General features: G+C 65.9%; 12 protein-coding genes. 1 reads left to right on the plus strand and 11 read right to left on the minus strand.

The genetic code is table 11. The features are described from left to right. On the minus strand, nucleotides 1-738 hold the full coding sequence (locus tag KI609_RS13145) for a CoA transferase subunit A (protein WP_226443872.1): 738 nt from the start codon (nucleotides 736-738) through the stop codon (nucleotides 1-3). A 76-nt stretch (nucleotides 739-814) separates the two neighbouring features. Here KI609_RS13145 and KI609_RS13150 point away from each other — a divergent pair, with 76 nt between their 5' ends. Further along, nucleotides 815-1,360, plus strand: a complete 546-nt coding sequence (locus KI609_RS13150) for a PAS and helix-turn-helix domain-containing protein (protein ID WP_226443873.1) — start codon at nucleotides 815-817, stop codon at nucleotides 1,358-1,360. Between the two features lie 32 nt (nucleotides 1,361-1,392). On the opposite strand, the gene pcaC is transcribed toward KI609_RS13150, so the two are convergent. The 10 genes from pcaC to KI609_RS13200 form a co-directional block, all read right to left on the minus strand. Further along, entirely contained in the window at nucleotides 1,393-1,779 is a 387-nt protein-coding gene (pcaC, locus tag KI609_RS13155; protein WP_226443874.1) for a 4-carboxymuconolactone decarboxylase, read from the minus strand. 159 nt (nucleotides 1,780-1,938) lie between these two features. Next, entirely contained in the window at nucleotides 1,939-4,143 is a 2,205-nt protein-coding gene (katG, locus tag KI609_RS13160) for a catalase/peroxidase HPI (RefSeq protein ID WP_226443876.1), read from the minus strand. A 197-nt stretch (nucleotides 4,144-4,340) separates the two neighbouring features. Further along, nucleotides 4,341-5,258 (minus strand): SMP-30/gluconolactonase/LRE family protein, encoded by a 918-nt coding sequence (locus KI609_RS13165; protein ID WP_226443878.1) that lies wholly within the window; start codon nucleotides 5,256-5,258, stop codon nucleotides 4,341-4,343. 17 nt (nucleotides 5,259-5,275) lie between these two features. Further along, nucleotides 5,276-6,169 (minus strand): amidohydrolase family protein, encoded by an 894-nt coding sequence (locus KI609_RS13170; protein WP_226443880.1) that lies wholly within the window; start codon nucleotides 6,167-6,169, stop codon nucleotides 5,276-5,278. A gap of 6 nt (nucleotides 6,170-6,175) precedes the next feature. Continuing rightward, nucleotides 6,176-7,132, minus strand: a complete 957-nt coding sequence (locus tag KI609_RS13175; protein WP_226443882.1) for a tripartite tricarboxylate transporter substrate binding protein — start codon at nucleotides 7,130-7,132, stop codon at nucleotides 6,176-6,178. Nucleotides 7,133-7,240: 108 nt separating this feature from the next. After that, nucleotides 7,241-8,242, minus strand: a complete 1,002-nt coding sequence (locus KI609_RS13180; RefSeq protein WP_226443884.1) for a Bug family tripartite tricarboxylate transporter substrate binding protein — start codon at nucleotides 8,240-8,242, stop codon at nucleotides 7,241-7,243. A 132-nt stretch (nucleotides 8,243-8,374) separates the two neighbouring features. Next, nucleotides 8,375-9,307, minus strand: coding sequence for an NAD(P)-dependent oxidoreductase (locus tag KI609_RS13185; protein ID WP_226443886.1), 933 nt, complete (start codon nucleotides 9,305-9,307; stop codon nucleotides 8,375-8,377). Next, nucleotides 9,304-9,990, minus strand: coding sequence for an RraA family protein (locus KI609_RS13190; RefSeq protein WP_226443888.1), 687 nt, complete (start codon nucleotides 9,988-9,990; stop codon nucleotides 9,304-9,306). Before KI609_RS13190 ends, KI609_RS13185 begins: the two co-directional genes overlap by 4 nt. A 69-nt stretch (nucleotides 9,991-10,059) precedes the next feature. Then, on the minus strand, nucleotides 10,060-11,058 hold the full coding sequence (locus KI609_RS13195) for a Bug family tripartite tricarboxylate transporter substrate binding protein (RefSeq protein ID WP_226443890.1): 999 nt from the start codon (nucleotides 11,056-11,058) through the stop codon (nucleotides 10,060-10,062). Between the two features lie 19 nt (nucleotides 11,059-11,077). Beyond that, on the minus strand, nucleotides 11,078-12,001 hold the full coding sequence (locus tag KI609_RS13200) for an amidohydrolase family protein (protein WP_226443892.1): 924 nt from the start codon (nucleotides 11,999-12,001) through the stop codon (nucleotides 11,078-11,080). Nucleotides 12,002-12,037: the final 36 nt, after the last annotated feature.

Consider the following 12,037-nt stretch of genomic DNA (forward strand, 5'->3'; position numbering starts at 1 on the left):
TCAGGCTCCTGCTTTCTCGGTCTGAGCCGCGTGGTCGCGCGGCGCTTCGGTGATCGTGCGTTTTTCGATGCGCTTTTCGGGGCTCGGGTTGTGCACGATGCGGTGCACATAAATGCCCGGCAGATGGATGTCGTCGGGGGCCAGTTCGCCCACCTCCACCACACGCTCCACCTCGACGATGCAGACCTTGCCCGCAGTGGCCGCAGCAGGGTTGAAATTGCGCGCGGTCAGGTTAAAGCGCAGGTTGCCCGAGGTGTCCGCCACGTCGGCCTTGATCAGCGCCACATCGGGCACCAAGGCACGCTCCATCACATAGGTTTCGCCGTCAAACTCGCGCAGCTCCTTGCCTTCGGCCACCATGGTGCCCACCCCGGTCTTGGTAAAAAACGCAGGGATGCCCGCACCACCGGCACGCAGTTTCTCGGCCAGCGTGCCCTGGGGCGTGAACTCCAGCTCCAGCTCGCCCGCCAGAAACTGGCGCTCAAACTCCTTGTTCTCGCCCACATAGCTGGCAATCATCTTTTTGATCTGGCGCGTGTTCAGTAGCTTGCCCAGGCCAAAGCCATCCACCCCCGCGTTGTTGGAGATCACGGTGAGATCCTTTACACCCGAATCACGCAAGGCGTCGATCAGTGCTTCGGGGATACCACACAGCCCGAAGCCACCCACAGCCATGAGCTGGCCGTCTGCAACCACGCCTTGGAGGGCTGCGGCTGCCGAGGGGAATAACTTGTTCACCACGATCTCCTTGTGTAATTGGATGCGTTACGATACTACGTACTTTAATAAGTAGTTTTTCGTAGATATTTGCACTATGGACGTTGATTACCGCTTGGCCTTCGATATGGCGCCCGTGGGGTTGGTGCTGTCGCGCAACCGCACCATGATCGACTGCAACCGGCATGTCTGCGAGATGTTCCACGCGTCCCGTGAGGTGCTGATCGGGCAGTCGTTCCAGATACTCTATCCGAGCGTGGACGAGTATGTGCGTCTGGGTGCGCACATGGAGCCCATCCTCAACGCCAAAGGCCACTATGCGGACAACCGCATCATGAAGCGCGCCAATGGCGAGGTTTTCTGGTGCCACGTGTCAGGCCGTGCACTCAACCGCAATGCACCGCACGAATCAGGCATCTGGAGCTTTGAAGACCTGAGTTCTCAACGCGCCGTAAAAGCCGAATTGACCGGCCGCGAGCGCGAGGTGGCCGCACGCCTTCTGGAGGGCCTGACCTCCAAGGAAATCGGACGGGCCTTGGAGATCAGCCACCGCACGGTTGAAATCTACCGGGCGCGCCTCATGCGCAAGTACAACGCATCCACTGCTGCCGACCTGGTGCACAAGCTGCTGGCGGGCGGCTGAGCCGTCGCGGGCCTGGCCCCCTGTTGCTTTGTCTACTTGCCAGGGCCGTCGATCACTTCAGCCGCTGTGCGGAAGGCCTCTACCGCCGTGGGCAAGCCGCAGTACACACTGGCGTGCAGCAACACTTCTTGCAGTTCCTCGGCTGTGGCGCCGTTGTTCAGCGCACCCCGTACGTGGCCCTTGAGCTCGTGCTGCTTGCCCAGCGCGATCAGCATCGAGACGGTGATGAGGCTGCGCGTCTTGCGGTCCAGCCCCGGGCGCTGCCAGACGTCGCCCCACGCATTGCGGGTGATGTATTCCTGGATGGGCTGCGTGAAGGCGGTCGCGTTGCCAAGTGCACGGTCCACAAAATCGTCACCCATGACCTCGCGGCGAGTGGCAAGGCCTTTTTCAAAATCTTTGGATGGGGGTTGCGTCACGCGGGCTCTCCTTGGGTCCTGGGATGTGAAGGCCCGATGGTAGCGGGGGGCCCTTAAAAGGAGAAACGCCCGCCGAATGCATTGCACTCAGCGGGGCCCAGGGCCTGATCGGACCGATATGCGCGGTCGCCCGACCGCGCGGCCCATGGCGGATCGTGCTCAGACCTGGGTGCTGCCAGGCGCCAGATCAAACCGGTCCAGGTTCATTACCTTGGTCCAGGCCTTGACGAAGTCCTGCACAAACACTCCCCGGGCGTCGCTGCTGGCATACACCTCGGCCAGCGCACGCAGCACCGAGTTGGAGCCAAACACCAGGTCCGCCACCGTGCCAGTCCACTTCCGGGCACCGGTGGCGCGGTCCACACCTTCCAGCACACCGGCCGCGCTGGCTGACTTCTGCCACTTGGTACGCATGTCGAGCAGGTTCACGAAGAAGTCATTGCTCAACATTTCAGGGTGCCGCGTGAAAGCGCCGTGAGGAGCTTGGCCCACATTGGCGCCCAGCACCCGCAGCCCCCCCACCAGCACGGTCATCTCGGGAGCCGTCAGCGTGAGCTGGTTGGCGCGGTCCACCAGCAGTTCGGCCACGGCGCCTTCCAGGCCAGGGCGCACGTAGTTGCGAAAGCCGTCGGCCACCGGCTCCATGACTGCGAACGAAGGCACATCGGTCTGCTCTTGCGAGGCATCGGTGCGGCCCGGGGTGAAGGGCACGTTCACGCTCTGCCCGGCCTTTTGGGCGGCCGCTTCCACAGCGGCGCTACCGGCCAGCACGATCAGGTCGGCCAGCGATATCTTCTTGCCGCCCGTCTGCGCGGCGTTGAACTCGCGCTGGATGGCTTCGAGCTGACCGAGCACCTTGGCCAGTTGCGCAGGCTGGTTCACTTCCCAGTCCTTCTGAGGTGCCAGGCGAATACGGGCCCCGTTGGCGCCACCGCGCTTGTCTCCGCCCCGGAAGGTCGATGCAGACGCCCAAGCCGTAGAGACCAGCTCTGCAATCGAGAGACCCGAGGCCAGCACCTTGGCCTTGAGCACAGCGATGTCCTGCGCATCCACCAGCGCATGGTCCACCGCAGGAACCGGGTCTTGCCAGACCAGCACTTCAGCGGGTACATCCGACCCCAGATAGCGCGCACGCGGGCCCATGTCGCGGTGCGTGAGCTTGAACCAGGCCCGTGCGAACGCGTCGGCAAACTGCTCTGGGTGCGCCAGGAAGCGGCGCGAAATCTTCTCGTAAGCCGGGTCGAACCGCAGCGACAGGTCGGTGGTCAGCATGGTCGGCACCAGCTTCTTCGACGGGTCGTGCGCATGCGGGATCGTGGCCGCCGCGCCCTTGGCCGTCCACTGGTGGGCACCGGCGGGGCTCTTGGTCAGCTCCCATTCAAAACCGAACAGGTTTTCAAAGAAGTTGTTGCTCCATTGCGTGGGCGTGGTGGTCCAGGTGACTTCCAGGCCGCTGGTGATGGCGTCGCCGCCGAAGCCGCTGCCATGCTTGCTGATCCAGCCCAGGCCCTGGTCTTCGACGCCACCGGCTTCGGGCTCGCGGCCCACCAGCGCTGCATCGCCCGCACCATGGGTCTTGCCAAAGGTATGGCCACCGGCGATGAGCGCCACGGTCTCTTCATCGTCCATGGCCATGCGCGCAAAGGTGTCACGAATATCGCGTGCTGCGGCAATGGGGTCGGGGTTGCCGTTCGGGCCTTCGGGGTTCACATAGATCAGGCCCATCTGCACGGCGGCCAGCGGATTGGCCAGGTCGCGCTCGCCGCTGTAGCGCTTGTCACCGCCGAGCCAGGTGGTCTCTGCCCCCCAGTACACGTTTTCATCGGGCTCCCACACGTCGGGGCGGCCACCAGCGAAGCCGAAAGTCTTGAAGCCCATGGATTCGAGCGCGACGTTGCCCGTCAGGATCATCAGGTCGGCCCAGGAGATCTTGCGGCCGTATTTCTGCTTGACGGGCCAGAGCAGGCGGCGGGCCTTGTCCAGGTTGGCGTTGTCAGGCCAGCTGTTGAGCGGCGCAAAACGCTGCTGCCCTGCCCCCGCGCCACCGCGCCCGTCCGCCAGGCGGTAGGTGCCGGCGCTGTGCCAGGCCATGCGCACAAACAGCGGGCCATAGTGGCCAAAGTCTGCGGGCCACCAATCCTGCGAGTCGGTCATCAGCGCACGCAGGTCGGCCTTCACGGCGGCCAGGTCGAGGGTCTTGAATTCCTCGGCGTAGTTGAAGCCATCGCCCATCGGATCGGTGAGCGGGGAGTTCTGGTTCAGCGGGCGGAGATTGAGCTGGTTGGGCCACCAGCCGGCGTTACCACGGTCCTTGGGCGCGGCGGCCTGGGTGTGGTCGAAGGGGCATTTGGCTTCTGTCGTCATGGAGTCTCTCCTGTGGATCGGGCTCAGAGCAAGCGCTCAGTGGGATCAATGTTAAGAAGCAATCCATGACACGTACATTGAATCGATTGAATTTGATCAATAGCCAATATTTATCAAAACACTCGAATCAGTAGCACCCACCATGCTATGCCCGGTGGCATCCGCGTGTCACCAGGGCCTGTCCTCAGCGCCCGTCCTCAGCCGCCGTGAGCCAGCGGCAGGCCCGGCGCATCCAGCCGCGCACGCAGAACATCGCCGTGGGTCGAGTCGGTCACGAACACCGTCCGGCCGTCCTCCCCGCCAAATGCCAGGTTCGTGGTGGACGCCCCTGCGGGCCCGCGCAGCACCACGTCGGGTTCAGCCCGGTGGTTAAGCACCCACACATAACCCAGGCCGGGGTTGGCCACCAACAGGTGGCCTTCGGCGTCCACGGCCAGGCCATCGGGGCCGCTGGGGCCGTAGGAGGTGAAGAACTGCCCGACCTTGGCCACGCTGCCATCGGGCAACAGGGGCACACGCCAGACGCAATTGCCGCGCGTCACGGCGAGATACAGCACACGGCCGTCCGGCGACAAGGCCACCCCGTTGGGGCTGGGCACGTTGTGCAGCAACAAGTCCAGCTGGCCATTGGGGCGCAGGCGGTACAGCCGGCCGCTCGGGTCGTGCAGGCCGCTCTGGCCCTGGTCGGTGAAGTAGAGGTTGCCCTCGGCATCGAAGATCAGGTCGTTCACGCCCTTGAAGCGCTCGCTGTTGCGGCGCTGCAGGTAGGGCGTGACCAGTCCCGTGGCGACATCGAGCTGCATCAGTCCGTTCTTGTAGTCGGTGATGAGCAGCGTTCCGGGCTTGAGGAATTTCAGGCCATTGGGCTCGCCGTCGTACTCGGCCACCAGCGTCCATTCGCCCTGCGGGCTGATGCGGAAGACACGGCCCCAGGGGATGTCGGTCACGTACAGGTTGCCTGCATCGTCGAAGACCGGGCCTTCGAGGAAGGAGTCGGTGATGGTGCCGCCCCGGTTGGCGTCGGCCCAGTCGCTGCGCTCGCGGCGGCGAAAGTGTTCGGGGAGCGTGGTGAACACCTCCAAATCACGGACCTGGGGGGCTTGCAGCAAAAACATGGCGGAGTCTTTCGTGTTCAGGAAATGGCGTCGAAACCATACAGCCGCGCCGGGTTGTCGACCAGGATGCGGTCCATGGCCGCGTCGCTGTCGGCCCAGGCCAGCAGCAGATTGACCAGGTCGGCGTCGTTCACGGTGCCGGGCGTCTCGGTGGTGTGCGGCCAGTCGCTGCCCCACACCAACCGCTCGGGCGCGGCCAACACCAGGGCGCGGCCGAGCGGCAGGGTGTCCGAATAACTGGGGCCGCGCACCATGGAACGCATGTAGGCCCCCGAGAGTTTGACCCAGGTGTTGCCGCCATCCAGCAACCGACGCAGCGCGCCATAGGCCGTGGCCGACGGCCCCTCGGCGGGGTCGATGCGGCCCAGGTGATCCACCACCATCGGCACGGGCAACGCCGCAAGCTGGGGCTCCCAGGCAACGATCTGCTCAGGCTGCATGAGGACCTGGATGTGCCAGCCCTGCAGCCGCGCCACTTTGCGTGCCAGCGTGGCCAACATCTCTGGCGTGGTGGTGCCCCACGACAGCGGCGAGACGAAGTTCACGCGCAGCCCGCGCACGCGGCGCGCGGCCAGGCGGGCCAGCTCGTCATCGCTCACCGACGCATCCACAACCGCCACGCCGCGTGCGCTGTCGCCCAATTGGTCGAGCGCATCCAGTGTGCAGGCGTTGTCGGTGCCGTAGGTGGAGGGCGTGACCACCACCGTGCGCGACGTGCCCAGGCGCAGCTGCAACCGCCGGTAGGCCGCCACGGGCGCATCGGGCGGCGTGCGCTGCCAGTGCGGCGACGGCGCAAAGCGCGTGTCGAAGATGTGCATGTGGCTGTCACACGCCAGCGGCTGCAGCACGCGCGAAGGCCGATTCAAGCCCACCGAATGCGGCACGGGCGCGAAAAGCAGTGGCAGACCCATGAAAGGTCAGTCCAGCTTGATATTGCCCTTGCGCACCACTTCGCTCCACTTGCTGTCTTCCTTCTTGAGGAAGGCCGCAAACTCGGCGGGCGTGGAACCCACGGGCTGTGCGCCCATGTCGGCCAGGCGCTGCTTCATCTCGTCTTCCTTCATCACCTCCTGCACCGCGTCGCGCAGCTTGGCAGCGACGGGCTCGGGCGTACCAGCGGGCAGGAAAACGCCATTCCACTCATAGGCCTCATAGCCAGGGATCACCGTCTCGGCCACCGTAGGCACGTCGGGCAGGCGCTTGGAGCGCTCGGGCGCCGACACGGCCAGGGCGCGCAGCTTGCCGCCCGAGACATGCGGGTAGGTGGCAGCCACGGTGCCGAACATGAAGTCCACCTGGCCGGCCATCACGTCGGTAATGGCGGGGCCGCCACTTTTGTAGGGCACATGCACCATGTCCAGGTTGAGCTGCTGGCGCATCAGCTCTGCGGCCAGGCGCTGCACCGTACCGCTGCCGCCAGAGGCAAAGTTGAGCTTGCCTGGTGCCGCCTTGGCCCTGGCCACCAGGTCATGGATGTTCTTGAGCGGCGAATCCGATTTCACGATGAGCACATTGGGCGCCAGCAGCACCAGCGACAGGGGCTGCAGCGCGTTGCTGGCGTATGGCATCTTGGGAAAGAGATGCGGGTTGATGGAGTACGGCGTGGCGTCGTACAGCATGGTGTAGCCGTCGGCATTGGACTTGGCAACGTAGCTCGCGCCGATGGTGCCGCTGGCGCCGGCCTTGTTGTCCACGATCACGCTGGTACCCAGCTTGGCCCCCAGGCGCGTGGCCAGCAGGCGGGCCACGGCGTCGGCAGCGCCGCCCGGCGCGTAGGGCACGACGATGGTGACGGGCCGCTCGGGGAACGCGGCATGGGCCACAGCGGCAGCGAAGGCGCAGGCGGCGATCAGGGGTTTGATGAAGGGGTGCATGGGGTCTCCTGTTTTTATGAAGCGATGGTGAAGCCGGAGGGCGGCATCTGGCCGCCGGTCAACCTGACCAGTCTGTGGGTAGTGTGAGAAGCAGCTGGGCTGGCACGGTCATTCGGCCTTGAGGTTCAGGTCGCGCGCGATCTGCGTGTATGTGGCCACCTCGCGCGCCACCTGCGTCGCAAAGGCCGCGCCGCAGGTCGACTCGGCATCCAGCCCCAGGCCACGCAGTTTCTCCGCCGCCGCGCTGCTCTTGGCGAATTCGGCGGCTACACGCTCCAGGGCCTGCGCCACAGGCTCGGGAATGCCGGCCGGTGCCAACATGCCGTACCAGGCATCGGCAGAATAGTTGCCGCCGCCTGATTCGGCGAATGTGGCCACCTGCGGCAGCAGCGACGAGCGCTTGGGCGACGCGACGGCCAGCGCCGTGAGCTTTCCGCTCTTGATCTGCGGCAGCACCGAGCCCAGCGTGGCGAACGAGCTGTCGAGCTGCCCGCCCATCAGGTCGGTGACAACGGGCGCGGCGCCCTTGTAGGGCACGTGGTTCAACTGCAGGTGGTTGGCCCGCGCGAACATTTCGGTGGCGAAGTGCCCCGAGCTCCCCACGCCTGCGGTGCCTGCCGTGACGCGGCCCGGTTCCTTGCGCGCACGGGCCATGTAATCGGCCAGCGACTTCACAGGCAGGCCTGGCCCAACGACCAGCACCGTGGGGCTAGTGGCCACCGTGCACAGCGGCTTGAAGGAGCTCACCGCATCGAACTTGACCCGGCCGCTGTACAGCCCAGGAATCATCGTGTGATTGGTGGCGCCGAACAGCAGCGTGTAGCCATCGGCCGGCGCACTGGCCACGGCCTGTGCGGCCAGGATGGTGTTGGCGCCGGGCTTGTTATCGATGATGAACGGCTGCCCCAACGCGCGGCTCGCGTGATCGGCAAAGGCGCGCGCCACCACATCGGTCGGGCCGCCGGCGGCAAAGCCCACCACCAGTTTCACCGGCTTGTCGGGATAGCCGCTCCCTTGCGGGAAACATGCGGTGGACGCTACCAATAAGATAGCTGGTAGCGCTTTATGAATAAGCGCCAGAGGCCAATTTAGCTTGAACTTTTTGTTCATGGATGTCTCCTGTAGCGGGGCTACGCTGACCGCAGCCTCTTGTTATGAACGGGGCCGGATCGGTGCCCGGCCCCTTGTTGTCCTCAGGCACACAACGCTGGCGTGCCCTGCGCTGCACCTTTCAGCCGCAGATCACGCGGCCGCTGGCACGCGGGCCAGCACCTCCAGCAGGTTCCTGGCTGCACCCACGCCCATGTTCACGTAGGCATCGCTGGTCACGCCGCCGATGTGCGGGCTCAGGATGAAGTGCTTCTCGCCCTGGAACGGGTGGCCCGCCGTCATGGGCTCCACGGCGAAGCTGTCCAGCCCCACCGCCATCACCTGGCCGGAGCGCACCGCCTGGAGCAGCGCCGCTTCGTCGATGAGCCCGCCGCGCGCGGTGTTCACCACGATCACGCCACGCTTGCACTGCGCCAGCGTGGCGGTGTTGAGCATGCTGCGGTTCTCGTCGGTCAGCGGGCAATGCAGCGAGATTGCATCGGCCTCGCGCCAGAGGGTGTCCAGGCTGACGCTCTGCACATAGTCCGGCAGGTTCTTGGCATACGGGTCAAAGCCGATCACGCGCATGCCCAGCGCGTCGGCCATCTTGGCAAAGCGCAGGCCGATGGCGCCCAGGCCCACCAGGCCCACGGTGCGGCCAGCAAGCTCCAGGCTCTTGTGCGTGGCCTTGTCCCAGTGGCCGACATGCATGCGCGCATCGAGCTGCACCACCGATTTGGCGCAGGCCAGCAGCAGGGCCAGGGCCTGCTCAGCCACGGCGGCGGCGTTGGCGCCCACGGCGGCCACCACCTCAATGCCACGGGCCTGGGCAGCCACCTTGTCGATGGTGTCGGTGCCGCTGCCGTGCTTGGAGATCACCTTGAGCGACGGCGCCGCGTCCATCACGGACGCGCCCACCTTGCCGTAGCGCACGATGATGGCCACGGGGTCGTGCTGCTTGGCGAGGGCCAGAAGATCGTCTTCCGTCGGCGTCTTGCCGGCGTAGATGACCTCGAAACCTGCCAGCAGGTCCAGCGCCTGCTGCGCCAGGTCGGCGCCTGTGACGATGATGGCTGGTGTGCTCACAGCGACTCCCCTTCCTTCAATACACCGGCAGCACGCAGCGCGGCGGGCAGCCATTTGGAGGCCGTGTCGCCACGCGCGATGGCCTCGATGCGGGCGGCTTCGTCGGCCACCTTCTTGCCGGCCAGGGCTAGCATGGCGGGGGCTTTTTCGCGCTCAATGACGACCACGCCATCGGCGTCGCCCACCACCAGGTCACCGGGGTTCACCACCGCGCCACCGGCGCTGATGGGGTGGTTGATGCGGCCGGGCACGTACTTGGTGGGCCCTGCGGGGTTGAAGCCCGCGCTGAACACGGGGAAGTCCAGCTCCAGAATTTCCAGCTTGTCGCGGATGGCGGCGTCCACGATCACACCCGCCAGGCCACGCTTCTTGCAGGCGCTGAGCATCAGCGTGCCCATCAGCGCGGCGGTCTGGTCGCCCTTGCCGTCGATCACCAGCACGTCGCCCGGCTGGGCCAGCGCGATGGCGGCGTGGATCATGAGGTTGTCGCCGGGGCGCACTTCCACGGTGAAGGCAGGGCCTGCCACCTTCATGGACTGGTGCACGGGCGCCACGCGGCCATGCATGGTGCCGCGGCGGCCTGCCACGTCGGCCAGGATGGCGGCTTGGTAGGTAGAGGCTTTGGCCACGACGTCGCCGCTCACGCGGTCGATGTCACGGATGATTTCGGGTAGTTGGCTCATGGTGGTTCTGTCGGATGGAGAAAGAAAAAAGAAGGGGTGAGGAAGCAGTGGGCAGGGGCACCGGCGACTTCAGTCGGCCTTGATGTTTCCGTCCTTGATGACCTTGGCCCACTTGGCGGAATCGGCCTTCTGCAAAGCGCCCAGCTGCTGCGGCGTGCCGCCGACCAGGGTCACGCCCAGCTTGTCGGCCAGCGCGGCCACAGCCGGGTCCTTGAGCGCCTTGTTGATTTCCTGGTTCAGGCGCTGCACCACGGGCGCGGGTGTCTTGGCAGGGGCAAACACGGCCTGCCACTGCTCGACCACGAAATCCTTCATCCCCACCTCGCCCATCGTGGGCACGGCAGGCAGCGCCTGCAGGCGATGGACGGAAGTGACCGCGAGGGCGCGCAGCTTGCCTGCCTGCACGTGGGGCAGCGCGGCAGCGGCGGGGGCGAACATGAACTGCACCTGATCGGCCAGCGTGTCCTGCAGGGCCGGGGTGTCGCCCTTGTAGGGCACGTGGATGAAGCGCGCACCGGTCTGCTGCTGCAGCAGCTCGCCCTGCATCTGCAAGATGGTGCCGTTGCCGCCCGACGCAAACGCCAGCTTGCCAGGCTGCGCCTTGGCGGCCGCCAGCAGGTCGACCACGGTCTTGAAAGGCTGATGCGGCCCCACCACCAGGATGTGAGGGATGGTGCCAATGGTGATGACGGGCTCGAACGCGGTGATGTGGTCGTAGGGCAACTTGGCCATCAGGTGCGGCGCAATGGCCTGCGGACCAATGGAGGTGCCCAGCAAGGTCAGCCCGTCTGGCTGCGCCTTGGCCACATAGGCTGCGCCGATGGTGCCGGTAGCGCCGGCCTTGTTGTCCACGATCACGTTGGTGGAGAGGGCCGGCCCCAGGCGCTGGGCGATGTTGCGGCCCAGCACATCGGTGCTGCCGCCGGGTGGATACGGCACCACCCAGGTGATGATCTTGCCCCCGGGCCAGTCGCTCTGTGCAAACACAGGAACAGCGCACAAGGCAGCACCCAGCGCCAGCAGGCTGCGACGGGCGATGGGCGAAAGGTTGCGGGAGTGGATGGTCATGGAGGGGCTTTCCAGAGAGTCAGAAATGGGAAGGGCAAGACGGCTTGGCGAAGCCATACAGGGCATGCGGGTTGTCCACCAGCACCTGGTGGAGCAAAACGTCTGCACCACAGGCATGGGTCCAATCGATGAGCCGGTCGACCTGGCGTGCGTCGTCGGGCATGGGCTGCACACCGGCCGATGCGGTGGCGTGCGGCCAGTCGCTGCCCCACAGCACGCGCCCGGGCGCGCAGCGCAGGTAGCTCGCGGCCAGGGCGTCCAGCGCAGGGTCTTGCACCGAATGCAGGGCACTCACGATGTAGCCGCCCGACAGCTTGATCCACGCATACCCTTGCTGGAGCAGGTCCAGCAACAACGCATGGGCGGCGTGAGTCCCCACCTGCGCTGGCGCGATGCGGCCAAAATGGTCGAACACCACAGGCACTGGGAGGGTGTGAAGCACCTGCGCCTGCGCCACCAGCAGGTCGGGTGCCATCAGCAATTGCAGGTGCCAGCCCAGAGGCGCGATGCGATGGGCCAGGGGCACGATGGAATCCACCGAACCCGATATGCCCAACGACAGGTTCAGCCGAACGCCACGCACCCCGCTGGCGTGCAGCCGATGCAGTTCGGCATCGCTTTCGGTGCCGTCGATGACCGCCACGCCGCGTGCTTCAGTCCCCATCGCCCCCAGTGCAGCCAGCCCTTCGAGCATGCAGCGGTTGTCGGTGCCGTAGGTCGATGGCGTGACCAGCACGGAACGCGTGGTGCCAATACGCCGCTGCAGCGCGCGGTAGTCCTGCGCCGAGGCGTCGGGCGGCAGCAGCCGGGCGCCGGATGCAGCAGGGAAACGGCGGCTGTACACATGCACATGGCAGTCGCACGCGCCCGCTGGCAGCGCGGCGCGGGGCACACCGGTGCCTGCCGAAAATGGCACCGGCGCAGCAAGGCTTTCGCTGGACATGGCGAGGGCCGGGGGAGCGAAGAAAGGGGGGGGTAG

This window comes from Acidovorax radicis (genome assembly GCF_020510705.1).
Lineage (GTDB): Bacteria > Pseudomonadota > Gammaproteobacteria > Burkholderiales > Burkholderiaceae_C > Acidovorax > Acidovorax radicis_A.

What these genes read in the sequence shown, in the direction of transcription:
- KI609_RS13150 (WP_226443873.1), top strand. Translation starts at nt 815, where the DNA reads ATGGACGTTGATTACCGCTTGGCCTTCGATATGGCGCCCGTGGGGTTG.
- katG (WP_226443876.1), bottom strand. Translation starts at nt 4,143, where the DNA reads ATGACGACAGAAGCCAAATGCCCCTTCGACCACACCCAGGCCGCCGCG.
- KI609_RS13165 (WP_226443878.1), bottom strand. Translation starts at nt 5,258, where the DNA reads ATGTTTTTGCTGCAAGCCCCCCAGGTCCGTGATTTGGAGGTGTTCACC.
- KI609_RS13170 (WP_226443880.1), bottom strand. Translation starts at nt 6,169, where the DNA reads ATGGGTCTGCCACTGCTTTTCGCGCCCGTGCCGCATTCGGTGGGCTTG.
- KI609_RS13175 (WP_226443882.1), bottom strand. Translation starts at nt 7,132, where the DNA reads ATGCACCCCTTCATCAAACCCCTGATCGCCGCCTGCGCCTTCGCTGCC.
- KI609_RS13180 (WP_226443884.1), bottom strand. Translation starts at nt 8,242, where the DNA reads ATGAACAAAAAGTTCAAGCTAAATTGGCCTCTGGCGCTTATTCATAAA.
- KI609_RS13190 (WP_226443888.1), bottom strand. Translation starts at nt 9,990, where the DNA reads ATGAGCCAACTACCCGAAATCATCCGTGACATCGACCGCGTGAGCGGC.
- KI609_RS13195 (WP_226443890.1), bottom strand. Translation starts at nt 11,058, where the DNA reads ATGACCATCCACTCCCGCAACCTTTCGCCCATCGCCCGTCGCAGCCTG.
- KI609_RS13200 (WP_226443892.1), bottom strand. Translation starts at nt 12,001, where the DNA reads ATGTCCAGCGAAAGCCTTGCTGCGCCGGTGCCATTTTCGGCAGGCACC.